General features: G+C 41.7%; 24 protein-coding genes. 13 read left to right on the top strand and 11 right to left on the bottom strand.

What is annotated here, in order from left to right:
• The first annotated feature begins 193 nt into the window (after positions 1-193).
• Positions 194-2,974 carry a hypothetical protein gene (locus tag RBATCC27255_RS00840; protein ID WP_101028317.1) on the top strand — a complete coding sequence of 927 codons (2,781 nt, stop codon included), beginning with the start codon at positions 194-196 and terminating at the stop codon, positions 2,972-2,974.
• Positions 2,975-3,043: 69 nt separating this feature from the next.
• On the opposite strand, the gene RBATCC27255_RS00835 is transcribed toward RBATCC27255_RS00840, so the two are convergent.
• The 11 genes from RBATCC27255_RS00835 to dnaA all read right to left on the bottom strand — a co-directional run bounded on the left by RBATCC27255_RS00835 (position 3,044) and on the right by dnaA (position 14,714).
• Entirely contained in the window at positions 3,044-3,799 is a 756-nt protein-coding gene (locus RBATCC27255_RS00835; RefSeq protein ID WP_101028316.1) for a hypothetical protein, read from the bottom strand.
• A 69-nt stretch (positions 3,800-3,868) separates the two neighbouring features.
• The gene (gene gyrA, locus RBATCC27255_RS00830; protein ID WP_101028315.1) at positions 3,869-6,439 is read right to left on the bottom strand and encodes a DNA gyrase subunit A; all 2,571 of its coding nucleotides are present in this window, start codon (positions 6,437-6,439) and stop codon (positions 3,869-3,871) included.
• Between the two features lie 266 nt (positions 6,440-6,705).
• Positions 6,706-7,137 (bottom strand): acyl-CoA thioesterase, encoded by a 432-nt coding sequence (locus RBATCC27255_RS00825; RefSeq protein ID WP_101028314.1) that lies wholly within the window; start codon positions 7,135-7,137, stop codon positions 6,706-6,708.
• A gap of 41 nt (positions 7,138-7,178) precedes the next feature.
• Entirely contained in the window at positions 7,179-9,110 is a 1,932-nt protein-coding gene (gyrB, locus tag RBATCC27255_RS00820) for a DNA topoisomerase (ATP-hydrolyzing) subunit B (RefSeq protein WP_242958522.1), read from the bottom strand.
• A gap of 149 nt (positions 9,111-9,259) precedes the next feature.
• Positions 9,260-9,655 carry a hypothetical protein gene (locus RBATCC27255_RS00815; RefSeq protein WP_101028313.1) on the bottom strand — a complete coding sequence of 132 codons (396 nt, stop codon included), beginning with the start codon at positions 9,653-9,655 and terminating at the stop codon, positions 9,260-9,262.
• Between the two features lie 11 nt (positions 9,656-9,666).
• Positions 9,667-10,398: a hypothetical protein gene (locus RBATCC27255_RS00810; protein ID WP_101028312.1), complete on the bottom strand. Its 732-nt coding sequence runs from the start codon at positions 10,396-10,398 to the stop codon at positions 9,667-9,669.
• Positions 10,399-10,426: 28 nt separating this feature from the next.
• Complete coding sequence (gene remB, locus RBATCC27255_RS00805) at positions 10,427-10,699, bottom strand: extracellular matrix regulator RemB (RefSeq protein ID WP_101028311.1); 273 nt, start codon at positions 10,697-10,699, stop codon at positions 10,427-10,429.
• Complete coding sequence (gene recF / locus RBATCC27255_RS00800; RefSeq protein ID WP_101028310.1) at positions 10,699-11,796, bottom strand: DNA replication/repair protein RecF; 1,098 nt, start codon at positions 11,794-11,796, stop codon at positions 10,699-10,701. Before recF ends, remB begins: the two co-directional genes overlap by 1 nt.
• A gap of 20 nt (positions 11,797-11,816) precedes the next feature.
• A complete protein-coding gene (locus tag RBATCC27255_RS00795; protein ID WP_187128344.1) occupies positions 11,817-12,029 on the bottom strand; it encodes an RNA-binding S4 domain-containing protein in 213 nt (70 codons plus the stop codon).
• Entirely contained in the window at positions 12,019-13,125 is a 1,107-nt protein-coding gene (gene dnaN, locus RBATCC27255_RS00790) for a DNA polymerase III subunit beta (protein ID WP_101028309.1), read from the bottom strand. Before dnaN ends, RBATCC27255_RS00795 begins: the two co-directional genes overlap by 11 nt.
• Before the next feature lie 233 nt (positions 13,126-13,358).
• Positions 13,359-14,714 (bottom strand): chromosomal replication initiator protein DnaA, encoded by a 1,356-nt coding sequence (dnaA, locus tag RBATCC27255_RS00785; RefSeq protein WP_101028308.1) that lies wholly within the window; start codon positions 14,712-14,714, stop codon positions 13,359-13,361.
• Positions 14,715-15,107: 393 nt separating this feature from the next.
• On the opposite strand from dnaA, the gene rpmH reads away from it, so the two are divergent.
• The 12 genes from rpmH (at position 15,108) to serS (ending at position 25,923) form a co-directional block, all read left to right on the top strand.
• Entirely contained in the window at positions 15,108-15,242 is a 135-nt protein-coding gene (gene rpmH / locus RBATCC27255_RS00780; protein ID WP_015523014.1) for a 50S ribosomal protein L34, read from the top strand.
• A 65-nt stretch (positions 15,243-15,307) separates the two neighbouring features.
• Entirely contained in the window at positions 15,308-15,649 is a 342-nt protein-coding gene (gene rnpA / locus RBATCC27255_RS00775) for a ribonuclease P protein component (protein ID WP_101028307.1), read from the top strand.
• 4 nt (positions 15,650-15,653) lie between these two features.
• The gene (gene yidD, locus RBATCC27255_RS00770) at positions 15,654-15,893 is read left to right on the top strand and encodes a membrane protein insertion efficiency factor YidD (protein ID WP_101028306.1); all 240 of its coding nucleotides are present in this window, start codon (positions 15,654-15,656) and stop codon (positions 15,891-15,893) included.
• 9 nt (positions 15,894-15,902) lie between these two features.
• Positions 15,903-16,907, top strand: coding sequence for a YidC/Oxa1 family membrane protein insertase (locus RBATCC27255_RS00765; RefSeq protein WP_101028305.1), 1,005 nt, complete (start codon positions 15,903-15,905; stop codon positions 16,905-16,907).
• Positions 16,908-16,911: 4 nt separating this feature from the next.
• Positions 16,912-17,724, top strand: a complete 813-nt coding sequence (jag, locus tag RBATCC27255_RS00760; protein WP_242958520.1) for an RNA-binding cell elongation regulator Jag/EloR — start codon at positions 16,912-16,914, stop codon at positions 17,722-17,724.
• A gap of 42 nt (positions 17,725-17,766) precedes the next feature.
• The gene (mnmE, locus tag RBATCC27255_RS00755) at positions 17,767-19,134 is read left to right on the top strand and encodes a tRNA uridine-5-carboxymethylaminomethyl(34) synthesis GTPase MnmE (RefSeq protein ID WP_101028303.1); all 1,368 of its coding nucleotides are present in this window, start codon (positions 17,767-17,769) and stop codon (positions 19,132-19,134) included.
• An 8-nt stretch (positions 19,135-19,142) separates the two neighbouring features.
• The gene (gene mnmG, locus RBATCC27255_RS00750; RefSeq protein WP_101028302.1) at positions 19,143-21,017 is read left to right on the top strand and encodes a tRNA uridine-5-carboxymethylaminomethyl(34) synthesis enzyme MnmG; all 1,875 of its coding nucleotides are present in this window, start codon (positions 19,143-19,145) and stop codon (positions 21,015-21,017) included.
• On the top strand, positions 21,017-21,730 hold the full coding sequence (gene rsmG, locus RBATCC27255_RS00745; RefSeq protein ID WP_101028301.1) for a 16S rRNA (guanine(527)-N(7))-methyltransferase RsmG: 714 nt from the start codon (positions 21,017-21,019) through the stop codon (positions 21,728-21,730). The genes mnmG and rsmG overlap by 1 nt, the downstream gene beginning before the upstream one ends.
• Before the next feature lie 160 nt (positions 21,731-21,890).
• On the top strand, positions 21,891-22,712 hold the full coding sequence (locus RBATCC27255_RS00740; protein WP_242958518.1) for a ParB/RepB/Spo0J family partition protein: 822 nt from the start codon (positions 21,891-21,893) through the stop codon (positions 22,710-22,712).
• 288 nt (positions 22,713-23,000) lie between these two features.
• The gene (locus RBATCC27255_RS00735) at positions 23,001-23,768 is read left to right on the top strand and encodes a ParA family protein (protein ID WP_101028299.1); all 768 of its coding nucleotides are present in this window, start codon (positions 23,001-23,003) and stop codon (positions 23,766-23,768) included.
• Between the two features lies 1 nt (position 23,769).
• Entirely contained in the window at positions 23,770-24,618 is an 849-nt protein-coding gene (locus tag RBATCC27255_RS00730; RefSeq protein ID WP_101028298.1) for a ParB/RepB/Spo0J family partition protein, read from the top strand.
• Positions 24,619-24,642: 24 nt separating this feature from the next.
• Complete coding sequence (serS, locus tag RBATCC27255_RS00725; protein WP_101028297.1) at positions 24,643-25,923, top strand: serine--tRNA ligase; 1,281 nt, start codon at positions 24,643-24,645, stop codon at positions 25,921-25,923.
• The last annotated feature ends 94 nt before the right edge of the window (positions 25,924-26,017 follow it).

Raw genomic sequence — 26,017 nt, 5'->3', positions numbered from 1 at the left:
TGACTTTTTTGGAATTATGGTAAAATTGTGCGTAAAATATGCTAAAATAATGGTGAAATCTTTGACAGGTATACGGGGTTGTGTTCATCACAGCCAACCTGCCAATATGGCGGTAACAGACGGTAATAATACCAAACGGATACAGCCAAAAAACATTTTATGCGGCGTTAGCCGTTGAAAGGAGAAGATGAATATGAAAAAAACAAAACCAAAAAAACTGTTGACTGTTCTGCTGACTTTGTGCTTGGCACTATCCATTGTGCCGATTACAGCATATGCCGGTGTAACAGATGTGACCGGAGACAATACCACTAACACCTATAGCCATTTCTATCACACAAAGGTTGAAACAACTGCGCAGGTCACCATTAAAAATGCAGACGGCAATGTGGCAGAAACAACAGAAGTGACCAAATCAGGGGATTTCGTTGAAGGCAATTTTAACAGTGATGCGGTGCAGGCAGAAATCGAAAGAATTGATGATGAAATCATTGCACAATTTTCTTCACGAGGAAATATTACCATTGAAAACCGTAATAACACATTTATTCTTGATCATTTTGAGAGTGGTAATATAATTGCACCAGATGGCGATATACTCGTCGGCGATCAGGATGCTCTCGAAAACGCAGCTTCCGGAAGCGTGAATAAGAATATTGTTGTTCATCAATATCAAGTGTATCAAACAACCTACGACCTGATTGTGCAAGCTATTGATGAAGGTTCTCAGGACGAAGCAACTATAAATAATGTCTGCATTGAGAATGTAAAATTCGCTTATCGTTCGGGTGACACTCCGCAGGCAACGGCAGAGGTATATAATGCCGATGCCGATAAATATGAAATCGCTTATGAATGCTGGCAGGAATTCGAAAACAACGAACCCGTTGCCGCCTGGTATTCCGATAACGGCTCGCATGGCTCTCTGCCGACCATCACAGAATTTGAAAGCGGAAAAAAATATGTGTATTTTCTTATGCTGAAACCGAAGGATGGATATTCCTTCAACAGCGAAACCACCGTTACAGTGAATGGGGAAAGCGTAAAATCGAGTCTGAGTGGGGAATACCTGTATGTCCCTGCTGTTAAAACGATTACACCGACAAAACAGAATACTGTCATTACCTCCGCCGCCGTGGAAAATGTGAAGTTGGACTATAAGGACGGCGAAACCCCACGCACCACAGCCACGGCAGCAACCGCAGACCGAGATAAATACGATATTCTCTATGAATGTTGGGGTAAGCTGGAAAAAACCGATGAGTACACAACCAAATCCGTGGCATACTGGTATTCAGACGAGGACTATTGTCCCTCAGGTTATGCAGATCTTACCTCCTTTGATAAGGATGGCAAGTATGAATATTCCGTACGATTGGAAGCCAAAGACGGCTACATCTTTAGTGACAGCATTTCAGCCGATGATATTACCCTCAACGGCAAAAGTCTGCCCGAAGGCTCATTTGCTATGACGCTGGATGACAACAGAACCTGTGTTGTGACCTACGGTATGAATATGCGCCCCGGTCAGGCTGTAGCGAAAATTGACTTTATTGCTCGTACCAACTTTAATGCCGGCGACAAACCGAGCTTTATGACCAGCGCCGTGGATCCGTTTATTGATCTCGACCATGAGCGGTGGGATGCCAATGACGGCAGTGGCTATGGCATTACCTCCAGCGACTACTGGAACGAGCGTTACAACGGCAAGCTCATTACGGAATTTGAAGCCGGAAAGAGTTACACCTATGGCGTATATTTCAAGATTTCCGACTTGGGCATGGAAGAGGGCTACCGCTTTGATAAGAACACAAAGCTCTATATCAACGGTGAAGAAATCACCCTGACACCTGATCAGATCAATGTAGACGATAACGGCGAAACCATTTGGTTCAGCAATGTATTGACCATGATGCCGACCACCGTGAAAGTTATTGATGTGGTGGAGATCAATGACGCCACTGTCAGCTTTAAAGATGGTGATAAGCCTGTATTCACAGGAACGGTGCCTAACGACACTCCGTATGCATTCCGTTGTGAGTGGTGGAGCTTAGACGAGAATACCGGCATAGTTTCTACAGAGCCGGAGTGGGGCAGCGACATTTATACTAACAAGATCACCGCTTTTGAAGCCGGAAAGACCTATCATTACGGTGTATATGTGGTGGCTGTGGGCTATGTTGAAAGCGAAAATACCACTTATGTATTCGGACCCAACACCAAGCTGAAGATCAACGGCGAATTTGTGAATTATAAGCGCTATGAAGGCGATGCCAGCGATGGTTCTGACGGTACTATGTGGGTTCTCACTGATCTGACAATGACTCCTGCCGCAGACGGACATACACACAAGTACGGTACGGAATGGAAGTATGATGAAACAAATCATTGGCACGAATGTGAGTGCGGCAACAAGGCTGACATAACGGCTCACACCTTTAAATGGATTGTTGACAAGGAAGCCACTACTACCGAAAAAGGCTCAAAGCATGAGGAATGCACCGTCTGCGGTTATAAAAAGACTGCCGTTGACATTCCGAAAATTGATTCTCACAATCACGACTACGGCACGGAGTGGAAATATGACAGCACAAATCATTGGCACGAATGTGAGTGCGGCAACAAGGCTGATATAACGGCTCACAACTTTAAATGGATTATTGACAAGGAAGCCACTAATGCCGAAAAAGGCTCAAAGCATGAGGAATGCACCGTCTGCGGTTACAAAAAGACTGCCGTTGATATTCCTGCAATCGGTTTTGGAAGCAGTTCGGATGACGAAGTAAATAAGCCGACAAACACCGTTTCTTCCGAAAGCAGTTCTGCTGACCAACTAAACAACACGGCAAATACTGCCTCACCGAAAACCGGCAATAGCGGTAATATAATTTTATGGATTGCTTTGCTGTTTGTCAGCGGTGGCGTGTTTATTGCTGCAACGGCTGTTGACAGAAAGAAAACGAAAAACAAATAACAGAACAGATTAAACTATAAGGCGGCTATCGAAAACGATAGTCGCCTTGTCTTTTTGCAAAATTCATTTTTAATTTGCGTTTGTTGTTATCTGGCTTGCATTTGCCACATAGCTTTCATACTCGTCAATGCCCCAGTTTTCCTTTACATCTTCCGAAATCGGAAAAGTGCGGAACAGCATTGTACTGCGTTCGCTGTCCCCTTTATCCTCATTCATACTCAAAGCGTACACATTGCCGTTGTACCATAGCTCATTTGTATTTTCAAAGGTTGTGCGATAAAAAATATCCTGAATTGTATCAACCTCGTCAATGCCCATTCCGCTCACGGCAACAGCCATAACAGCACTCTTCATTAAGATTGCGTCGCTGTTATTTTTCTCGTTTTCAATCGAAACAAAGTTGCTCATTGTTGTGCCAAGACCGATATTCATAATATAATTTGTCTTTGTTTCAACCGAGGCTGTAAGATTGATTTTGTCGGCATCATAGTAATAGTACTGATATTCCGTACCGTTAGCGTCATCCTGCGGACTGCCGAGCATTTTCCATCCCTTTGGATTTATCATATCCAGACTGCCCGTTTCTTTGAGCATCTCATTATAGTTATGAGTAAACTCCTCAAGTGTGATTGCATAACACATTCCGTTTACATTTTCGCTCTTTTGGCGAATGTTCGGGTTCTTGCTTATTTTTGCCTCATCAAGAGTAGAAATTTTATCGGGTGCATCTACAACACCCGAAACATCAGCCTTTGACTTGTCAGAACAGCCGAAAAGTGACAGCAAAAGCATTACGGCAACAATCAAAGCTAAAGATTTTTTCATCAAATCACCAGATTTTCATATGTGTCAAAAACTCCACTTAAAAAAGTGGAGTTTTCTTTTTTTTGCTAATTATTCTTTCGTATTTTCTTTGGTTGATTCAGAAGTTTCTCCCTCGTTATTTTCGGAAGCTTCTTCTGCAACCGTTTCTGACGATTCACCATTTTCTGCGTTATCTTCGCTCTCGGCTGATTCATCATCTTCACCGTCAATATGGGGAACACGGGCAATTGTAACAACCTTGTCGTTACCGTTCACCTTCATCACGGTTACACCCTTTGACGGGCGGGCGCAAACACGGATTGATTCGGCTGCAATTCTGATAATAATGCCTTCTTCCGAGATGATAATAATATCATCATCAAGGTTTACCACCTTGATAGCGGCAACATCGCCGTATTTTTCCGTGTGGTAGTTGGTAAGGCCCTTACCGCCACGGCTCTGAACACGGTAATCATCGGGACTTGAAAGTCTGCCGTAGCCTGTTTCGGAAACTGTGAGAACAAGACCGCCGTCACGGACAACGCTCATTCCGACTACGCAGTCGCCCTCTTTGAGAGCCATTGCCTTAACACCTCGAGCCTGTCTGCCCATTGCACGGATGTCGGTTTCGTTAAAGCGGATAGCCATACCCTTCTTAGTGGCGATAATAACCTGACTGTTGCCGTCAGTCATTCTTACCCACGCAAGCTTGTCACCCTCGTTGAGTTCAAGAGCGATAAGGCCGCCCTTTCTTGAGGTGTTGTATGCATTGAGTTCAATACGCTTGATAATGCCCTGACGGGTGACCATAACAAGGTATTTTTCCTCGTCAAATTCAGGCACTCTTATCATTGAAGTTACCTTTTCATCGGGCGAAATCGGCAACAGGTTTGCAATGTTCACACCCTTTGACTGACGGCTTCCTTCGGGAACTTCATAGCATTTAAGGCGATAAACTCTGCCCTTGTCGGTAAAGAACAGAACATAATCGTGTGAATTGATTACGAACATTTCAGCCGCAATATCTTCTTCACGGCGTGACATACCCGATACGCCACGGCCTCCTCTGCGCTGAATTTTGTAGGTATCGGCAGAAAGACGCTTTACATATCCAAACTGTGTAAGTGTAAGAACGCACTCCTCCTGCGGAATAAGATCCTCAATATCAACCTCACCGCTTACAGCACAAATTTCTGTTCTTCTCGGATCGGCATATTTGTTGCGAATCTGCATAATTTCTTCTTTTACGATTTCAAGCTGTCTTGACTCGCTTGCAAGAATTTCGAGATATTCTTCAATCTTTGCGTGGAGGGCTGCAATTTCGTCCTCAATCTTAGTCTGCTCCATATTTGTGAGCTGTCCAAGACGCATCTGAACAATAGCCTGAGCCTGAACATCATCAAGACCGAAACGCTCCATAAGACCTGCTTTTGCACTTGCAGTATCCTTGCTGTTTCTGATGATTTTGATTACCTCGTCAATAAAATCAAGTGCAATCTTCAAGCCCTCAAGAATATGAGCTCTGTCACGGGCTTTTTTGAGGTCAAAATCAGTACGACGGCGAATAACCTCAGCCTGAAATTCAATGTAGCATTGGAGCATTTCCTTGAGTGAAAGAATTTTAGGCTCACCGTCAACGATAGAGAGCATAATAGCACCGAAGGTTGTCTGCAACTGTGTATATGAGAACAGCTGGTTAAGGACAATCTGCGGTGAGGCATCTCTCTTGATGTCAATTTCAATGTGCATACCCTTACGGTCGGAGTGGTCTTCAATATTTGAAATACCCTCAATTCTCTTATCCTTTACGAGGTCGGCAATATTTTCAATAAGTCTTGCTTTGTTGACCTTGTACGGAAGCTCCGTAACGATAATTTTATATCTGCCGTTTTTAGCTTCGATAATTTCAGTCTTGGCTCTTACGGTAATTTTTCCGCGGCCTGTTGCATAGGCGGCACGAATACCGCTTCTGCCCATAATTATACCGCCTGTCGGGAAGTCGGGACCGGGCATACACTCCATAATCTCGGCAAGTTCAGCGTCGGGATTATCAATGAGAGTGCAGACTGCGTCAATTGTTTCACCGAGGTTATGCGGCGGAATTTCGGTTGCCATACCAACGGCAATACCGCTTGAACCGTTTACAAGAAGATTTGGAAAACGGCTTGGAAGAACAGTCGGCTCTTTAAGACGGTCGTCGTAGTTTGACATAAAGTCAACCGTGTTTTTTTCAATATCCGTGAGCATTTCAAGAGAAATTTTGCTCATTCTCGCCTCTGTATAACGGTATGCGGCAGGCGGATCACCGTCCACCGAACCGAAGTTACCGTGACCGTCAACAAGCATATATCTCATGGAAAAATCCTGTGCAAGACGAACCATTGCATCATAAACCGAGGCATCACCGTGCGGATGATACGAACCCAGCACCTGACCTACAGTGTCGGCACACTTGTGGTACGGCTTTGACGGGTCAAGACCGATTTGATTCATTGTGTAGAGTATTCTTCTGTGAACAGGCTTAAGACCGTCCCTGACATCGGGCAATGCACGGGAAACGATAACGCTCATGGAGTAATCCAAAAAGCTTTTTCTCATTTCATTTTGCAAATCGACATCAATAATTCTTGCATCCTTGTTCTGATTCTGTTCGTTATCCATATTCTTTCCTCGCTTTTTAAGCTCTTGTTACTGTCTGTTCAATAATTTATAATAATGTTATTTTGCGTTTTTTAATTAGTTTAGCGTGTAATTTTGTTTCAGTAGGGGCGTTCATTGGACGCCCGCCTTGATGAAACGATTTGTTTTACACATATTTTTTGATGTGATGAAAAGTGTGTATGAATTTGGTCGGGAAAATTTATTTTTTAATTTCACAAACTATATTCTCGAATTGGGTGCAGCGGCACGCTGCCGGCGACACGCTGTTAGAAGTGTTTTACTGCGGCCGAAATACCTTCATAGAGTTTTGGAAAGCGTTTTTTGATGCTTGTGGGACGAAATGTTTTGGAGTCTACAAAACCGTGTTCGGTTGTACCGTAGCCAAGCTCGGTTTCCGAGCCGTCCTTTTCTATACGCTTAACCGTGTATGTAAAAATAATTCTTGCGGCTGTGATAGTCTGCACCCAAGTGCGGATAATCAGCTCGTCCTCATAAAGGGCAGGGATTCCGTAATGACAGCTCAGGTTCAAGAGCGGAGTCATTACACCTGCGTTTTCCATATCCGTGTAGCTGATTCCGAACATTTTGATATAGTCGTTTCTTGCTATTTCGTACCAAATAGGATAATTTGAGTGGTGTGCAATTCCCATTTTATCCGTTTCTGCGTAACGAACTGTAACTTTTGTTCTTGCGTGCATAAAATCACCCCGTTTTTTAAATTTTGGTTTATCGTAATATATCAGACATCGAGATTCTGTACATATTTTGCATTTTTCTCAATGAAATCTCTTCTCGGCTCAACCTTGTCACCCATAAGGATTGTGAAGGTTTCGTCTGCCTGTTCTGCATCGCTGAGATCAACACGGAGCATAAGTCTTGTTTCGGGATTCATTGTTGTTTCCCAAAGCTGCTCGGAGTCCATCTCACCAAGACCTTTGTATCGCTGAACCTCGGTTTTGCCCTCAATCTGTGCCAAAATTTGGTCACGCTCAAGGTCCGAATACGCATATTTATGCTCTTTGCCCTTTGTAACTCTAAAGAGCGGTGGCTGTGCGATATATACATGACCTTCTTCAATGAGCGGACGCATATATCTGAAGAAGAAAGTTAGAAGAAGAGTTCTGATATGCGAACCGTCAACATCGGCATCCGCCATAATAATAACCTTGTCATATCTGAGCTTTGAAATATCAAACTCATCGCCTATGCCTGTTCCGAGTGCCGTAATAACCGGCATCAGCTTGTCGTTTCCGTAAACCTTGTCGATTCTTGCCTTTTCTACATTGAGCATTTTACCCCAAAGAGGGAGGATAGCCTGGATTCTTCTGTCACGGCCGCCCTTTGCGGAACCGCCTGCAGAGTCACCCTCGACTATGAAGATTTCTGTTTCGCTGCTGTCTTTTGACTGGCAGTCGGCAAGCTTACCCGGAAGCTGTGCAGAGTCAAGAGGAGATTTTCTTCTTGCATTTTCTCTTGCTTTTCTTGCAGCCTCTCTTGCTCTTGACGATGCAAGCGCCTTTTCAAAAATTACCTTTGCAACGGCAGGATTCTCTTCGAGATAAACCGAAAGCTTGTCCCTCATAAGGCGGTCAACCATTGCTCTTACCTCGGTATTACCGAGTTTTGCCTTGGTCTGTCCTTCAAACTGAGCCTCTTTGAGCTTTACGCTGACAATTGCGGTAAGTCCTTCACGAACATCTTCACCGCTGAGATTCTTATCATTATCCTTCAGTTTTCCGAACTTTCTTGCATAGTCATTCATAACATAGGTGAGTGCTCTTTTGAAGCCTTCTTCATGAGTACCGCCGTCGGTTGTATGAATGTTATTTGCAAAAGTGAGCAGATTTTCGTTATAACTTTCATTGTACTGCATTGCAATTTCAACTGCAATTGTATCATCTGCATTTCTTGATGCAAAGTAAATTACATCGGGATGAATAACCTCAAGAGAACGCTTTTTGTGAATGTACTCAACAAAGCTCCTGATACCGCCCTCATAGACAAAGTTATTCTGAATAATATTTTCAAGATCACGCTCGTCACGAAGTTCAATGTGAACGCCTGCATTAAGAAATGCCTGTTCACGAAGTCTTCTTTCAAGAACGCTGTAATCGTAAACCGTGGTTTCTTTAAAAATTTCGGGGTCGGCTTTAAAGCGTACCTCCGTACCCTTAACATCAGACTTGCCGATTTTTTGAAGGTCGGTTACAATTTTTCCTCTTTCATAACGCTGGAAGTAAACATTCTCGCCGTCACAAACCTTGACTTCAAGCCACTCGGAAAGTGCGTTTACAACTGACGCACCTACGCCGTGCAGACCGCCCGAAACCTTGTAACCGCCGCCGCCGAATTTACCGCCGGCATGGAGAACGGTGAATACAACCGTTACGGCAGGGAGTCCTGTTTTGCTGTTCACGCCGACAGGAATACCACGGCCGTTATCGGTTACTCTGATTATATCGCCCTTTTCGATGACAACATCAATTTTTGTACAATAACCTGCAAGTGCTTCGTCGATTGAGTTATCTACAATTTCGTAAACAAGGTGGTGAAGTCCTCTCGGACCTGTTGAACCGATGTACATACCCGGGCGCTTTCTGACTGCTTCAAGTCCCTCAAGAACCTGAATTTCATCAGCTCCGTATTCCTGTTCAACCTTTGACAGCTCCATACCCTCGGATTCTCCGTCAAATTCAACCAATTCTTCAGCCTCAAGCTCTTTTTCATAGGCTTCGTCAACGGCTTCATTATTTACATTTTCGCTGATTTCTTCAATATTCTCATTCATATTTTCGTTATTTTCAAGATTATCCAAAACGCTTACCTCCGTTTATTCGATTTACGAACAGTGCTTGTGTTCGTTTGTTTTTTCTGCTGTTTTTTTGATGCTGTTATATTTTTATCTTTTTGCATATCTTCTCCGAATTTTCTGAATTTTGTAAAAAACGGCACAAAAAGCAGAAAAAACAGTACAAGTATAATGTTTGTAACCAAAAGTGCTGTCACATTTGTTCTTGCAAAAACTGATATTTCAATCAGATTTACAATAATTCCGATTGCAATAATAATCAAAAGCAAAATCCATAAGCCCGAAAATGAGGTTTTGAATTGCTTTTTGCAGTGATAGCAGGTGTGAATTTTGATATTGAGATTTTTTCTTACATCGCCGTAACGGTAAATTGTTCGGCAATGCGGACATATGGGAAGCTTGAACACTTTATCACCGATTAAAATTTTCTGTTGACCGAATAACGGTTGCCGTCATCGGATTTTTTGTTTTCTGCGGTTTCATCGGAATTTATGTAATGCCTGTTCCTGCTGACTGTGTGACGGGCAGGAGCTTCGGAGTGTATTTTTTTGAGTGACGCTCCGCTTGAGGCATGATTTTCACTTGTATTGTTGATTATGGGAACATATTCCTGCTTTGCAAAGGATGAAGAATCCGAAGAAATTTCGTTTGAATCCAGTCTTTGTCTTGCGGCATTTCTTTCAGCCCTGATTTTATTGAACACATCCGTGTTAATTTCAAAATTATCGTCGCCTTCATTCTGCTGAGTATTTATACTCGGGAAGGTGTAGTTATCGTCTTTGTCAAGCTCCGAGGTGAGAAGATTGTCGGAATAGGCAATGCCTGCCTTTTTTGCCTCCATTGATTTTTTATATTTTTTGAACGGCTCATAGTGAACAAAGCTCGGTGTTAAAGCCGCAAAAATAATCAGAGGAATTGCAACAAGCAAAATTCCGAGCGGATTGCTTGAAAGTCCTGCCATTATCCAGCCTGACATAATTGCAAGTGAAATTACGACAGCAAGAATAAAAATCAAAATCACCTTTTTATTGACTGCAACCTTGCTCTCCTTACCACACTTTTGGCAGACAAATTCGGCTTTTCTTCTGCTTGCAAAGGCAGAAGTGTATGAAATTCTTCTTCCGCAGTAGGGGCATTTTCTCATTTTCATATGCAGAACTCCTTTTTATTATACGACTTCAACGGCACATAAGCTCTTTATACGGTGCCTGACTTCTTTTAATGAGCGTTTTTGATGAAAGCTGACTGATATAAACCGTTATTTTACCTTTTTTTTCGCAGACAACAAAGGATTTTGGCAATTCATAAGAAACATTGACAACATTGCCGTTTTTTTCGGCGGCAGTAAGATAGTCCCTTGTTTTTTTTGAAACTGTACATTCGTCTATATCGAAAATTCCGATTACCGTTTCAACGGTGACAACGGTATCCTGTCCGAGATGAAGATACATCAGCTAACCACTCCGTTATTCAGCAGAAAAATTTTTCCGTTTCTGAGCTGTTCTTTATTTGATTTTTCACAGCAGGTGATGAATACCTGACAGCCGTGAAGTTCGTTGAGTAAAAAATCCTGTCTTTTGGCGTCAAGCTCAGAAAGTACATCATCAAGCAAAATCACCGGTTCTTCACCCATTCTTTCACGCAAAACAGACGCCTCGGCAAGCTTCAGCGACAGAACAGCGCTTCGCTGCTGTCCCTGAGATGCAAAAGCTTTGGCATTTTTGCCGTTTATTATAATTTCTATATCGTCACGATGAGGACCGTAATTTGTAAAACCTGTCCGTATATCGTCACTTTTATGTGTTTCAAGCTTTGTTTTCAGCTTTTCGTATATCTCATCGGTACTGTCATCCTCTGTAATATCACAGCCCGACACATATCGGATTTTCAATTCTTCCTTACCCTTTGAAATTCCGTCATGGTACTTAACAGCACGGTCGGAGAGCATTTTTACATAGTCGATTCTTTTTTTTACAAGCACAGCACCGTTTTTTAAAAGAGGTTCATCCCACACTGAAAGAGTATCTTCAAGTGAAGGCCTCCTGTAAATATCTTTTAAAAGTGAATTTCTCTGGTTAAGGATTCTGTTGTACTTTGAAAGAACAACGGCATTTTTCAGTTTTTCGCGACAAATTGCACTGTCAATAAACTTTCTGCGTTCACCCGGTCCTCTTTTTATAAGACTGAGATGTTCGGGAGAAAATACAACTGCACAAAAGCGTTCTATAAGCGCTGCTGCGGAATTTTTTTGTACGCCGTTGATTTCAACGGTCTTTTTTCCGCCCTTGAATAGGATTTTTGCAGTCTGCTCACGGTCCTGACCGAAAAAACGCATTTCAATTTTTGCAAAATTCCTGTCCCAGTTAATTACCTCGCTGTCCTTTGAGCCTCTAAAGCTGTGACCTCCGCAAAAAAACCAGAGTGATTCGAGTAAATTTGTCTTGCCCTGAGCATTGTCGCCGTAAATTATATTTACTCCGTCACACGGAGAAATTATATTGTCCTTTAAATTTCTGTAATTTTCAAATTTAAGAGCAATTACCTTCACTTACTTCATCAATCCCAAAGTTATTCAACGATTATCTCAAGGCTATCAAAAACAGCAATATCGCCTTTTCGCATCTTTTTTCCTCTCATGGTGCAGACTTCACCGTTTACGGTGACATCTCCGTTCTGAATTACAACTTTTGCCTGTCCGCCTGTTTCAACAGCACCACCGAGCTTGAGTAAATCCTGCAATTTTATATATTCGCTGTCTATCTTAATTTTCTCAATTTTCATTTGCCAACCTCATAGGAACAACAACGCTTAGATAACTGTCGCTTTTGACGGGCTTTACAATCATACCCATAAGGGGACCGTTGAGAATAAGTTTTATTTCGTCCGTATCTGCATTTTTCAATGCGTCAAGCAGATATTTGTTGTTAAAACCGATTTCAACCGATTCACCGACAATCGGAACAGAGATTACATCGTCCGCTCTGCCGATAGACGAAATACACGAAAGCTTGATTTCGTCATCGGAGAAAGTACATCTTACGGGACTCTGCATTCTGTCGTTGTTAATCGGCGACATTCTTTCAACTGCGTTGATTATTGTTCTTGTGTTAATAACTACCTCTGTTTTTGTGTCTTTCGGGATTGCGGACTTGTAGTCTATAAATGTACCCTCTATAAGACGGGAGATAACTTTATAATTTTTAATTTTAAATGCAATATGTCTTTGACCGATAATGATTTCTGTTGTTTCTTCATCATCAATAAGGAGCTTAAGTACCTCGTGCTGAGTTTTTCCGGGAACAACAAAAGCATTTTTGCTGTCGCTGTCGATATTTTCACTGCGAATAGCCATTCTGTAGCCGTCAATTGCAATAATTTTGAATATACCGTTTTCAATTTCAAAGAGAGAACCTGTATAAATCGGCATTGCGGTGTTTTCACTTACGGCATAAACAGTCTGTCTGATCATTTCACGCAAGACCTTTGCATTGAGGAAGATTCCGTCAGTCTGCTCAAACGACGGAAGATCCGGATATTCAACCGATGACATTCCGACAATCTGATAATTTGCATTACCGCAGGCTATGTATGTTACCATACGCTCGTCTGTTTCGATAAACACAACCTCTTCCGGAAGCTGGCGTACAATATCAAGAAAAAGCTTCGCACTTACTACGATTTCACCTTCCTCTTTGATTGTTGCCTCAATGTCGGTTGTTATACCGATTTCAAGATTATATCCCGAAATATTAAGAGTACTTCCGTATGCTTTTATTAAAACGCCTTCAAGTGCGGGAATTGATGCCTTTGTTGACACGGCTCTTGACACATTTGAAATGGCTAATCCCAAATCTGTTCGTGAACATGAAATTTTCATCGTGTGTATTTTCTCCTGTCTTTTTATTATATTTTTATTGTAGTTATAGTAGGGAATGTCAAAATGTCAAAAAACGGTGAGAATCCGCATTGACACTGAATAAAAGCATAAACAAAAGAAGTTTTTTGATTTGTTAGCTTTTGTTGACAAATTTTTTCTCAGGTAAAATATTCAACACAATGTGGAAAAATGTGTGTGGAATGTTGAATAAACAGTTAAATAAAATCGGGCTTTCAGCCTCGGATATTTTTGATTGTATCGTCGATGAGTTCCTTAACTTTTCTGTCCTTAGCCATCATCTCGTCAACCTTGCGAAGTGTATATATAATGGTGGAATAATGGCGGTTGCCGAACTTTTCACCTATTGCAACCATTGAGAGAGTTGTAAGCTCTCTTGTAAGGTAGATTGCAATATGTCTTGCATTGCTTATATTTGCACTGCGGTTTTTCTGAGAACGGATTTCATCGGCAGTAACGCCGTAGGTTCTTGCAACCTCGTCAATAATCCTGTCAACGGTAACCTCGGGCGGGGCTTCATTGTTGAGAATATCGGAAATAATGCCCTGAACTGAGCTGACAGTCGGTTTTTCGCTGTTAAGGTAGTATTTTGCCTTGATTTTCTTTACAGTACCCTCAAGCTGACGGATATTTGATTTGATTTTTGAAGCAATGTAGTTGCAAAGCTCATCCGAAAGCTCAATACCGTCAAGCTCCGCTTTTCTTTTTATAATAGCGATTCTTGTTTCAAGATCCGGAGGCTGAATATCCGCAATGAGATCCTGCTCAAATCTTGAACGCAGACGATCCTCAAGCGTTTTTATTTCCTTTGGAGGACGGTCCGATGTTAGTACAATCTGTTTTCTTGCTTCATAAAGTGTGTTAAAGGTATGGAAGAACTCCTCCTGAGTTCTTTCCTTACCGCCGATGAACTGAACATCATCTACAAGAAGAATATCAGCCTGTCTGAATTTCTGTCTGAACTCGTTCATTTTTGCAAGCTGAATTGATTCGATAAGTTCAACGGTGAAGTCATCGCCTTTTATGTAGCAAATCACTTTTGACGGATCGTTCTTTTTAATTTCATTGCCGATAGCATACAGAAGGTGAGTTTTTCCGAGTCCTGAATTTCCGTAAAGAAAAAGAGGATTGTATGCGTATGACGGATTTGACGCAACAGCAAGACACGCTGCGTGAGCGAACTTGTTTGACGCGCCGACAATAAATGTGTCAAAGGTGTATTCATATGAAATGTTTTCAGGACTCTGCAAAAGAGGGGCAGTTGATGCCGATGTTGTAATTGTTGCCGCGGCAGGCGGCTTTGGATTGTTTGTTACATTTGCAGGGGTTCTAAATTCAATATTAAATTCTGTTCCGAAAATTTCACGGAATCCCTCGTTGAGAAGCTTCATATAACATCTTCTCAGTGTTTGAGCATGAAAATCGTTCGGAACAAGCAGGTATGCGGTTCCGTTCTCAAAGTCAAGGTCAATAGGCTGGATTCTGCTGATCCATGTATTATAGGCAATGTCCGTAATTTTTGACTTGCAGTAACCGTCTATGACTTTCCATGCGTCTTCAAAAGAGTCCATTATTTAATCTTTCCCTTCCGGCGGTGCCTAACCTTGCACCTGTTTTCCATAATTATCCCATTTTGATAAAATACCATTCTGCTTTATTATAACGCAACAAAATTAAAATTGCAATTACAAAAAGCTATTTGTAATTTATTGTAATAGATACCTTATATTATTAAAGAGCCTGAATTTTGCAGAAAATCGGATATATAGTGTGTGAAGATTTTTATGTTGCAATATATTGTATTTACCAATAAAGAAAAATAAATTTGTGAAAGAGCGTCTGTTCTCTTATTTATTTTAAATTCATTTTTGAAAATAAAAAATAAAAATTTTTGTTGACTACAGGCTGAAATTAAGATATAATGCTATATTGCAAGGTTATATTTTGAAGGGAGGGTTTTCATTATGTTGAGAACTTATCAGCCTAAGAAGCTCCACAGAAAAAAGGAGCACGGCTTCAGAAAGAGAATGTCTACATCTAACGGCAAGAAAGTTTTAGCCAGAAGAAGAGCTAAAGGTAGAAAAAGGTTGTCTTATTAAAGAGAAGACCACTTTTAACCGGTGGTCTTTCTTTTTTAATGCACCTGTTTGCAAGGTGGTAAATTATGGGTGAATATATCACTTTGAAGGATAACAGGGATTTTTCCAGACTTTACAGACGGGGAAAATCCTTTGTTGGTCCTGTTTTGGTAACCTATGTGTTAAAAAACAAATCCGATAACCTGCGTTTTGGAATAACCACCGGCAAGAAAATTGGAAAAGCCGTAAGGCGTACAAGGTCGAGAAGGGTAATAAGAGAGGCTTATTACGAGCTTTATCCTGACATTAAAAAGGGATACGACTTTGTTTTTGTTGCCAGAGGTAAAACACCGTATGTGAAAAGCACTGTTGTTTGTAAAGAAATGAAAAGGCAGCTTTTGCTTGCAGGTGTTTTAAAAGAGGGATAGTTTTATGAAACGCATTCTTCTGGCAATCATCAGGTTTTACCGAACCTCAATTTCTCCGCTGACGGCGAGTCATTGCAAATATATTCCGACTTGTTCGCAGTATGGTATCGAGGCAATTGAAAGGTTTGGAGCACTCAAAGGCACAGCGCTTACCGTTTGGCGTATTCTGCGCTGTAATCCGTTTTCAAAGGGCGGTTACGACCCGGTACCGGAAAAAAAGCCAAAGAGTAAGAATTTAAAGTGAGGTAACTGTATGCAAATCTTTGGTTTTCTCGGAAGTTTGCTCGGCTATGTGCTGTGGGGAGCTTTCTATATACTTAAAGATTTCGGACTGTCAATTATTGTCTTTACAATTATTGTAAGACTTTGTATGTTTCCTTTTACAATCAAACAGCAAAAATCAATGGCAGGTACCGCAAGACTTTCAAAAAAGCAAAAGGAAATTCAGGAAAAATATAAAAACAACAGACAAAAGGCTCAGGAAGAGATATCTAAGCTCTACGAAAAAGAGGGAGTTAAGCCGACAGGCGGCTGCCTTACGATGATTGTTCCGTTTTTGGTTCTCTTCGGCGTATTCTATGCTGTCGCATATCCTCTTACAAACACACTTCACATAGACAGTGCAAAGGTAACGGAAGCTCTTAACTATGTAAACACAATTCCGGGTTATACAGCAGCGTCGGGTGCAACCAATGCTACATATCAGGAAATTTATTTTTTGAAGGATTTCAGCTGTTTTCAAAATATTGACGCTATTCAGCAGATTTTTAATGCAGATCAAATCAATACAATCAATATGTTTGAAAAAGGCTTTAACACCTTTGGCATGAATCTTTTTGCAATTCCTCAGGACTACGGTATTTGGAGTCCGATGATTCTTTTCCCTGTAATCTGTTTTGCGTCAAATGTGCTTACACAGTTTATTACAATGAGAATCAACGTAAAAAACAATCCTATGCAGCAACAGCAGGGCTGTATGAAGGTTATGATGTACGCAATGCCGCTTTTCTCGGCATATATCGCATATATCGTTCCGTCAGCCGTTGCATTCTACTGGATTGTATCTTCACTCGTAAGCCTTGTTCAGTCGGTTGTTGTCGGCAAGCTTTTCAGTCCGCAGAGAATGACAGCAACATCCGAGGCAAGACACGCTGCTCTTATGCTTGAGCAGGAGGCTCTTGTTAAGTATAACTATGTTCCGCACGGTCTTTCTGAAGGTGCGGAAGAAAATACAAAATCAAAAAAGAAAAAGAAGTAGAAGTTTGAAATCAGGTGATATTGTGATTAAAGAAGCTATCGGCGTTGGTGATAACGAAGTTGACGCATTGAACGATGCCAAAAAACAGCTTGGCCTTGATGAAACCGCTGAGGTTGAATTTGAGGTTATTCAGAGAGCCGAAAAGAAAAAATTCGGTCTTTTTGGCGGTCAGCCTGCAAAGGTTAAAATCACTCTCAAAGAAACTCCCGCTGAAAAGGCAGAGAAGTTTTTAAGAGATGTCCTCGATAATATGAAGCTTGAAAGCGTTCAGATAGAGAAAAATGAGATTGAGGGCGGTATTGAATTTAATCTTACAGGTGATGATGTCGGTTTTGTAATCGGCAGAAGAGGTGAAACTCTTGATTCTCTTCAGTACCTTACAAGCCTTGTTGCAAACCACACAGACAACAGCTATTTTAAGGTAACTATCGACACAGGCAACTACAGAGAAAAGAGAGAAAAAACTCTTGAAATTCTCGGCAGAAAGCTTGCTTTCAAGGCTGTTAAAACAGGCAGAAAGACAAATCTTGAACCTATGAATCCTTATGAAAGAAGAATTATCCATACTTCTGTTCAAAAGATAAACGGTGCTATTTCATGGAGCGAAGGCGAGAATGCAAACCGCCATGTTGTTATCGGTCCGGATCCAAAGGCAGCAAAGCCCGTTCGCAGAAACGGCGGCTATAACAACAGAGGCAGAGGCGGCAGACGCCCATACAGCGCAAACCGTTCAGAGCATAATACTCCCGCAAATCCTGACAGAAAGCCACTCAACGAGGGCGGAACAACAGGTCTTTACGGAAGAATAGACAAATAATAATAGGGCGGTTTTTAACCGCCCTTTTTTCTTGGTGATTTTATGAATTACGATACAGTTGCCGCTATAAGCACTGCTCAGGGCGAGGGCGGCATAGGCGTTATTAGAATTTCGGGTGACAATGCACTTCAAATTGCTGATAAAATTTTTAATTCAATTTCAGGTAAAAAGGTTACTGAGATGAAAGGCTATACAGCGTCGTTCGGAAAAATTTTCGAAAACGGTGAAGATATTGACGAGGCGGTCGCTCTTGTTTTTAAAGCACCGCACAGTTATACCGGTGAAGATGTTGTAGAGCTTTCGTGCCACGGAGGACTTTACATTACAAAAAGAGTTCTGCGTGCCGTTCTTAACGCAGGTGCTGCACCTGCACAGGCAGGCGAGTTTACAAAGCGTGCGTTTCTTAACGGTAAAATTGACCTAACTGAAGCTGAGGCTGTTATTGATATTATCAGTGCAAAAAGCAGAGGTGCGGCAAGGGCTGCTCTTTGTGTGAAAGAGGGTGCCTTGCGCAAAAAAATAGACGGCGTAAAAAATGATCTTCTCTCACAGGCTGCCCATCTTTCTGCATGGGCTGATTATCCTGAGGAGGATATTGCCGAGGTAACGGTTGATTCCGTAATTGAAACCTGTGACAGTGCAATCAAGTGTTTGCAGTCATTGCTCGACAGCTACGATTGCGGTCAGACGGTGAAAAAAGGAATTGACACCGTAATTGCCGGCAGACCGAATGTTGGTAAAAGTACAATTATGAACTTGCTTTCGGGTTATGAAAAAAGTATTGTTACAGACATTCCCGGAACTACAAGAGATATTGTAGAGGATACAGTAACGGTCGGTGATGTGGTTTTGAATCTAAGCGATACGGCGGGGCTTCGTGATACTGATGACGCTGTTGAAAAAATCGGTATTGACAGGGCGAGAAAAAGACTTGAGCAATGCGGTCTTCTGCTTGCTGTTTTTGACAACAGCAGAGAGCTTGACGAGGATGATTATAATCTTATTGAGTCTGCTAAGTCTGTACCGTCAATTGCTGTAATCAATAAGACTGATCTTGATAATAAGCTTGATATTAAATATATCAGTAAAAATATAAAATATATAGTATATATATCTGCAATTAACGGTGACGGCAGAGATGATCTCACAAAAGCTGTTGAAAAAATTGCGGGTACACAGAATTTTAATCCGAGCGAAGGTGTTCTTTCAAATGAAAGACAGAGAATAGCCGTTAAAAATGCCCTTGATTCTGTTATTGAGGCAAAAAATGCGCTTGAATTTGGAATGACATTTGACGCGGTAACTGTTTCAATTGAGGATGCAATTTCGCAATTACTTGAATTGACAGGCGAAAGAACAAGTGATGAAGTTGTAGACAGGGTGTTCCACAATTTTTGCGTAGGAAAATAGGTGATGTTATGAATTATTTAGCCGGTGAATATGATGTTGCGGTAGTGGGTGCAGGTCACGCAGGAATCGAGGCGGCTCTTGCTGCGGCAAGGCTCGGCTGTAAAACTGCAATATTTACCATAAATATGGACGCAGTCGGAAACTGTCCATGCAACCCGTCAATCGGCGGAACTGCAAAAGGACATCTCGTCCGTGAAATTGACGCACTCGGCGGCGAAATGGGTAAGACTGCCGACGAATGCTTTTTGCAATCCAGAATGCTTAATAGGGGAAAAGGTCCTGCTGTTCATTCTTTGAGAGCACAAATTGACAGAAGAAAATATTCTACCGTTATGAAGCATAAGCTTGAACTGCAAAATAACCTTGATCTCCGTCAGGCTGAAATTACTGACATTGAAAAGGTTGACGGCGGTTATAATCTTACCACAAGAATGCTTGCCGTGTTTAAATGTAAGACTGTTATTATTGCAACCGGTACATATCTCGGCGGCAGAATTTTTGTAGGCGAGGTTTCATATGAGAGCGGTCCCGACGGAATTTTTCCTGCCGCATTTCTCGGTGCAAGCCTTAAAAAACTCGGTCTGCCGTTGAGAAGATTTAAGACAGGTACTCCTGCAAGAGTTCTCAGAAGTTCAATTGATTTTTCTGAGCTTGAAGTTCAAAAGGGCGATGAACCGCCTCAGCCGTTTTCTTATGAAACGGAAAATCTCGGTGAGAATAAGGTTGAATGCCACATAAGCTGGACAAATGACGAAACAAAGCAGATTATTCTTGAAAATATTCACCGTTCACCGCTATATGCAGGCAAAATTGAGGGCGTTGGTCCCCGTTATTGTCCGAGCTTTGAAGATAAGATTATGCGTTTTAAGGATAAGCCAAGACATCAGCTTTTTATTGAGCCGTGCGGACTTGATACCGAGGAAATGTATCTTCAGGGAATGAGTTCGTCACTTCCGGAAGAGGTTCAGCTGAAATTTTATCACACAATCAAAGGTCTTGAACATTGTCTTGTTATGCGGCCTGCTTATGCGATTGAATACGATTGCGTTGACCCGCTTGCAATGAACCCGACACTTGAATTTAAAGATTTTGGCGGACTGTTCGGCGCAGGTCAGTTCAACGGTTCATCGGGTTATGAGGAAGCGGCGGCTCAGGGACTTGTTGCCGGAATCAATGCCGCAATGAAGGTTCTCGGCAGAGAGCCTGTTATATTTGACCGTTCGGAAAGCTATATCGGCACTCTTGTTGACGATCTCGTTACGAAGGGTGCGAATGAGCCGTACAGAATGATGACTTCAAGAAGTGAGTACAGACTTGTGCTTCGTCAGGATAATGCCGATGAAAGACTTACCCCTCTCGGTCATAAAATTGGACTTATAAGCGATGAAAGATACGCAAAGTATCTTAAAAAGCAGGAGCTTAAAAAAGAAGAGCTTAAAAGACTTAAAAATACGGTCATTTCGCCTGATGATGAGGTAAACAAGATACTTGTTTCACGTGAAACATCTGAAATTACTACAGGCGTAAGACTTATTGAACTTATGAAAAGACCTCAGCTCGGTTATGACGCACTCAAGAGTATAGACAAAACAAGACCCGAACTTGACCCGAATATCTTTGAACAGGTTGAAATTGAAATTAAGTACGAGGGATATATTCAAAAACAGCTTAAACAGGTTGAGCAGATGAAAAAGCTTGAGGTTAAGCAGCTGCCAAATGACTTTGATTACAATGAAATTGAAGGTCTTCGACTTGAGGCAAGGGAAAAGCTTAATAAGATTAAACCGCTTAATATCGGACAGGCATCAAGAATTTCGGGTGTTTCTCCTGCGGATATCAGTGTACTTCTTATCTGGCTTGCTCAGAACAACAGGAGGCAGTAATGGCAATTAAAGATACTCTTACTACCGTTACCGATGGTTTTAAAACTCAGCTTGACTGTGAAATGCTGCAAAGGTTTGATACATATTTCAAATTGCTTGTTGAGTGGAACGAAAAGATGAATCTTACTGCAATAACCGATGAACAGGGTGTTGCGGTCAAGCATTTTGCCGACAGCCTTACACTTTTCAACTTTGTTGATGTTAAGAAGAATGCAAGCATTATTGATGTGGGAACAGGTGCAGGTTTTCCGGGTGTTGTGCTGAAAATTGCAAGACCTGACATAAAGCTGACACTTTTAGACAGCCTTAACAAAAGACTCACATTTCTTGACACGGTTCTTAATAATACAGGACTTGATGCGGAACTTGTCCACAGCAGGGCAGAGGAGGGCGGCAAAAACAGTCACTACCGTGATAAATTTGATTTTGCCGTTTCAAGAGCTGTTGCAAGGCTGAATGTTCTCTGCGAATACTGCTTGCCGTATGTTAAAGTTGGCGGTTTGTTTGTAGCAATGAAAGGGCCGAATGCCGATGAAGAACTTGACGGAGCAGAAAATGCTTTGAAATTACTCGGTGGTAAAGTTGAAAAGGTTCACAAGTTTAATCTTCCGTGTGACGAGGGCGAGCGTACAATTATTGTGATTAAAAAGATTAAACCAACTCCAAAACAATACCCGAGAATTTCGGGCAAAATAAAGTCACAACCGTTGTGATAAATTTCGACAGCTTTTTTGATAAATTACCATTTTATGGTAAAACATTTTAAAAAAGTTGCTCACAAAGCGACAACAACCGCACCGTGCTTATGTTATTATAATAGCACAGGGACAACCCCTGATGCTAACGGACATTGAGGCGATGCGGTTGAATTTTATGCTCAAAAACGATAATAAAGTTTTAGAGATTCCGATTGTTAAAATCAGACCGAACAAAGCACAACCTCGCAAAACCTTTGATGAAACCGAACTTGCAGCTCTTTCCACATCAATCAGCGAAAACGGTATCTTGCAGCCGCTTTCGGTGAGAAAAATCTCGGCTGCGGAGTATGAGCTTGTGGCAGGTGAACGCCGCCTTAGGGCTTCGGTTTTGGCAGGTCTGCGAAAGGTGCCATGCATCGTTTTAAAGTGTTCAGAAAAAGAGTCAGCCATTTATGCTCTCCTTGAAAATCTCCAGCGCAGCGACCTCGGTATATTCGAGGAAGCTCGCGGGATTTCAAAGCTGATCAGGCGTTACGGTCTTACCCAAGAGGAAGCAGCGAACCGACTGGGGAAGAGTCAATCTACTATTGCAAATAAATTAAGACTTCTTCGTCTTACATATGAGGAACAGGAGTGGATTGTAAACGCCGGATTAACCGAAAGGCACGCAAGGGCTCTTTTGAGAATTGAAGATGACGCTTTAAGACATGAGGCTTTGTCAAAAATAATTTCGGAAAATCTCAACACAAGTCAGACTGATGAGCTCGTCGGCATTTTAATCAATTCTGTACCGAAAACAATAAAATCCAAAGGTACAAGCAAAGCGGTGATAAAAGACCTACGAATTTTTCTTAACACAATTAACAAGGCTATTGATACTATGCGTCTTGCAGGAATCGATGCACAATCAAACAAAAAAGACACAGACAATTTTATTGAATACACAATACGGATTCCTAAAAGACATCAAAAGCCTGACGCAGAAAAAACTGCTTAATTCACTTTCCGGAGGATGCGAAAGCATCCGTTCCACTCATACCCATTTCCTTATCTAAACCCCTTGCAAAGAGTCGCACAGAAATGTGCGGCTTTTTGCGTTGTATAGTTTTTATTTTTTTGGTTATACAGTAATTGTTTCACGTGAAACATTTGTGTTTTGATTAAGAAAAAAAGTTGCCGCAAATCCCAAAAAATCTTTAAAATAGCTTTAAAAATGGTGTGCAGTATGATATAATTTTAGAGTAAAAGATATAAAAGTCATAAAAACAAAAGACAAGGTGATTTTTTGGCAAAAATAATTGCAGTATCAAACCAAAAGGGAGGTGTGGGGAAGACCACAACCTCCGTTAATCTTGCGGCTTGTCTGGGAAAAATGGGCAAGAAAACACTCCTTGTTGACGCTGATCCGCAGGGAAATGCCACAAGCGGTGTCGCCATTGATAAGAGCAAAGTAAAGTATTCAACCTATTCGATTCTTGTTGACGGTGCAAAGGCCGAGCAATGTGTTCTTACAACTCCGTATGACAATCTGCATATTCTTCCGTCAAGCCTTGATCTGGCTGCCGCAGAGCTTGAAATTGCGGAAAAACCGCACAGAGAGGCACTTCTAAAGAATGCCTTGCTCCCGATAAAGCAGTACTACGATTACATAATCATAGACTGTCCTCCGTCACTCGGACTTATTACGGCAAATGCATTGACGGTTGCCGACACATTCCTTGTGCCGATTCAATGCGAGTATTATGCACTTGAGGGATTGTCACAGCTTATCAACACGGTACGAAGAATAAAAAGGCAGTACAACGAATCAATAGAGATTGAAGGCGTTTTGCTTACAATGTATGACGGACGACTTAATCTTACACAGCAGGTAGTAGATGAAGTGAAAAAATTCTTTCCACGAAAGGTTTTTAAAACCGTAATTCCGAGGGGAGTCAGGCTCTCCGAAGCACCAAGCTTTGGTATGCCCGTTATCTACTATGACAAATCCTGCAAGGGCAGTCAGGCATATATGACCCTTGCCGAAGAAATAGTCGGAAAGGAGAGAGGCTGATTTGGCAAAAAAACTCGGTGGCCTTGGAAAAGGTCTGAACGCAATATTTATAGAAAACGATTCCGAAACAGACGGCGGAACAGTAACACTCAAAATTTCGGAGATTGAACCGAACCGTACTCAGCCGAGAAAAGAATTTGACGAACAGGCTTTGTCGGAGCTTGCAGAGAGTATTTCACAGCACGGACTGTTACAGCCGTTGCTTGTTCGTCCGCTCACACTCGGCGGTTATCAGATTGTGGCAGGCGAGAGAAGATACAGAGCAAGCCGTATGGCAGGCCTTACCGAAGTCCCTGTTATAATCAAGGAGCTTACCGATACCGAAACAATGGAGATTGCTCTTATTGAAAATCTTCAGCGTGAGGATTTAAGCCCTGTTGAAGAAGCTCTCGGATACAAGGCACTTATTGATGAACACGGCTTTTCGCAGGAAGAGGTTGCAAAGTCGGTCGGAAAATCCCGTCCCGCAGTTGCAAACGCATTAAGACTCCTTAAACTTCCCGATAACATAATGGAATATCTGAAAGACGGCAAAATCTCGGCAGGTCATGCAAGAGCGTTGCTTACGCTTGAGAACGAAGAGCTTATGACGGAGCTTGCAGATGAAATTGTGGCAAAAGACCTTTCGGTAAGACAGGTTGAAAAAATCTGCAAAAAAAAGCCGACAGTTCAGAAGAAAGAAAAGCCTGAGAAAAAGCCTTCGTTCTACAGTATGGTTGAGCTTGCACTGTCCGAAAGCCTTGGACGAAAAATCAGCGTTTCAAAGAGCAAGGGTAAACAGGGCGGCGTACTTCAAATTGAATTTTACTCTGATGAAGAACTCACAGAGCTTTCAAACAAACTTAAATAACATTACATAAAGAGGTATTTTAAAATGATAGATATTAAATTTTTAAGAGAAAATCCCGACGCAGTAAAAGAAAATATCAAAAAGAAGTTTCAAGACCACAAACTTCCGCTTGTTGATCAGGTAATTGAACTTGATGAGCAGAGCAGAGCTGTTAAAAAGCAGGCGGACGAGCTTCGTTCAAACAGAAACAAAATCTCAAAGCAGATTGGCGCTCTTATGGCTCAGGGTAAAAAAGAAGAGGGCATGGCTCTTAAAGAAGAGGTTACAAAGCAGGCAGAGCAGCTTGCAGAGCTTGAAAAGCAGGAGGCAGACCTTTCTGCAAAGGTAACAGAAATTATGATGCAGATTCCAAACATTATTGATCCGTCTGTTCCGATTGGTAAGGATGACAGTCAGAATGTTGAAATTGAGAAATTCGGCGATCCGTTTGTACCTGATTTTGAAATTCCTTATCACACAGAAATTATGGAAAAATTCAATGGTATCGACCTTGATTCTGCAAGAAAGGTTGCTGGTAACGGTTTCTATTATCTTATGGGCGATATTGCAAGACTTCACAGTGCAGTAATCGCATATGCCCGTGATTTTATGATTAACAGAGGTTTCACATACTGTGTACCGCCTTTTATGATCAGAAGTAATGTTGTAACAGGCGTTATGAGCTTTGCCGAGATGGATTCAATGATGTACAAGATTGAGGGCGAGGACCTTTATCTTATCGGCACAAGCGAACATTCAATGATTGGTAAGTTCATTGACACAATCAACAAGGAAGAAAATCTTCCTTACACTCTCACAAGCTATTCGCCTTGTTTCAGAAAAGAAAAGGGTGCTCACGGCATTGAGGAGAGAGGCGTTTACAGAATTCATCAGTTTGAAAAGCAGGAAATGATTGTTGTTTGTAAGCCTGAGGACAGCAAAATGTGGTTTGACAAGCTTTGGCAGAACACAGTAGACCTTTTCCGTTCAATGGATATTCCTGTTCGTACACTCGAATGTTGTTCGGGCGACCTTGCAGACCTCAAGGTTCGTTCACTTGATGTTGAAGCATGGTCACCCCGTCAGAAAAAATATTTTGAGGTTGGTTCATGTTCAAACCTCGGTGACGCACAGGCTCGCCGCCTTAAAATCAGGGTTGCAGGCGAGGATGGCAGGAAATACTTTGCACATACTCTTAACAACACGGTTGTTGCTCCTCCGAGAATGCTCATCGCATTCCTTGAGAACAACCTTAACGAGGACGGCACAATCAGGATTCCTGAGGTTCTTCGTCCTTATATGGGCGGTATGGAGGTTATTAAATAATCTTATGCGGCATCTGCCCAAAGTTCAGCAAACCATAGCAAATATTAAAACAAAATTATATTGACATTGTACCGTACAAATGGTATAATTTACC

Source organism: Ruminococcus bromii (assembly GCF_002834225.1).
Lineage (GTDB): Bacteria > Bacillota > Clostridia > Oscillospirales > Acutalibacteraceae > Ruminococcoides > Ruminococcoides bromii.
Note: the sequence above shows the minus strand (reverse complement) of the source record. Positions and strands in the feature narration are given on the sequence as shown.

What these genes read in the sequence shown, in the direction of transcription:
- RBATCC27255_RS00840 (WP_101028317.1), top strand. Translation starts at nt 194, where the DNA reads ATGAAAAAAACAAAACCAAAAAAACTGTTGACTGTTCTGCTGACTTTG.
- remB (WP_101028311.1), bottom strand. Translation starts at nt 10,699, where the DNA reads ATGTATCTTCATCTCGGACAGGATACCGTTGTCACCGTTGAAACGGTA.
- RBATCC27255_RS00740 (WP_242958518.1), top strand. Translation starts at nt 21,891, where the DNA reads ATGCTCAAAAACGATAATAAAGTTTTAGAGATTCCGATTGTTAAAATC.
- RBATCC27255_RS00810 (WP_101028312.1), bottom strand. Translation starts at nt 10,398, where the DNA reads ATGAAAATGAGAAAATGCCCCTACTGCGGAAGAAGAATTTCATACACT.
- RBATCC27255_RS00765 (WP_101028305.1), top strand. Translation starts at nt 15,903, where the DNA reads ATGCAAATCTTTGGTTTTCTCGGAAGTTTGCTCGGCTATGTGCTGTGG.
- gyrA (WP_101028315.1), bottom strand. Translation starts at nt 6,439, where the DNA reads ATGGATAACGAACAGAATCAGAACAAGGATGCAAGAATTATTGATGTC.
- RBATCC27255_RS00835 (WP_101028316.1), bottom strand. Translation starts at nt 3,799, where the DNA reads ATGAAAAAATCTTTAGCTTTGATTGTTGCCGTAATGCTTTTGCTGTCA.
- yidD (WP_101028306.1), top strand. Translation starts at nt 15,654, where the DNA reads ATGAAACGCATTCTTCTGGCAATCATCAGGTTTTACCGAACCTCAATT.
- serS (WP_101028297.1), top strand. Translation starts at nt 24,643, where the DNA reads ATGATAGATATTAAATTTTTAAGAGAAAATCCCGACGCAGTAAAAGAA.
- mnmE (WP_101028303.1), top strand. Translation starts at nt 17,767, where the DNA reads ATGAATTACGATACAGTTGCCGCTATAAGCACTGCTCAGGGCGAGGGC.
- rsmG (WP_101028301.1), top strand. Translation starts at nt 21,017, where the DNA reads ATGGCAATTAAAGATACTCTTACTACCGTTACCGATGGTTTTAAAACT.
- rpmH (WP_015523014.1), top strand. Translation starts at nt 15,108, where the DNA reads ATGTTGAGAACTTATCAGCCTAAGAAGCTCCACAGAAAAAAGGAGCAC.
- dnaN (WP_101028309.1), bottom strand. Translation starts at nt 13,125, where the DNA reads ATGAAAATTTCATGTTCACGAACAGATTTGGGATTAGCCATTTCAAAT.
- mnmG (WP_101028302.1), top strand. Translation starts at nt 19,143, where the DNA reads ATGAATTATTTAGCCGGTGAATATGATGTTGCGGTAGTGGGTGCAGGT.
- gyrB (WP_242958522.1), bottom strand. Translation starts at nt 9,110, where the DNA reads ATGGAGCTGTCAAAGGTTGAACAGGAATACGGAGCTGATGAAATTCAG.
- RBATCC27255_RS00795 (WP_187128344.1), bottom strand. Translation starts at nt 12,029, where the DNA reads ATGAAAATTGAGAAAATTAAGATAGACAGCGAATATATAAAATTGCAG.
- rnpA (WP_101028307.1), top strand. Translation starts at nt 15,308, where the DNA reads ATGGGTGAATATATCACTTTGAAGGATAACAGGGATTTTTCCAGACTT.
- dnaA (WP_101028308.1), bottom strand. Translation starts at nt 14,714, where the DNA reads ATGGACTCTTTTGAAGACGCATGGAAAGTCATAGACGGTTACTGCAAG.
- RBATCC27255_RS00825 (WP_101028314.1), bottom strand. Translation starts at nt 7,137, where the DNA reads ATGCACGCAAGAACAAAAGTTACAGTTCGTTACGCAGAAACGGATAAA.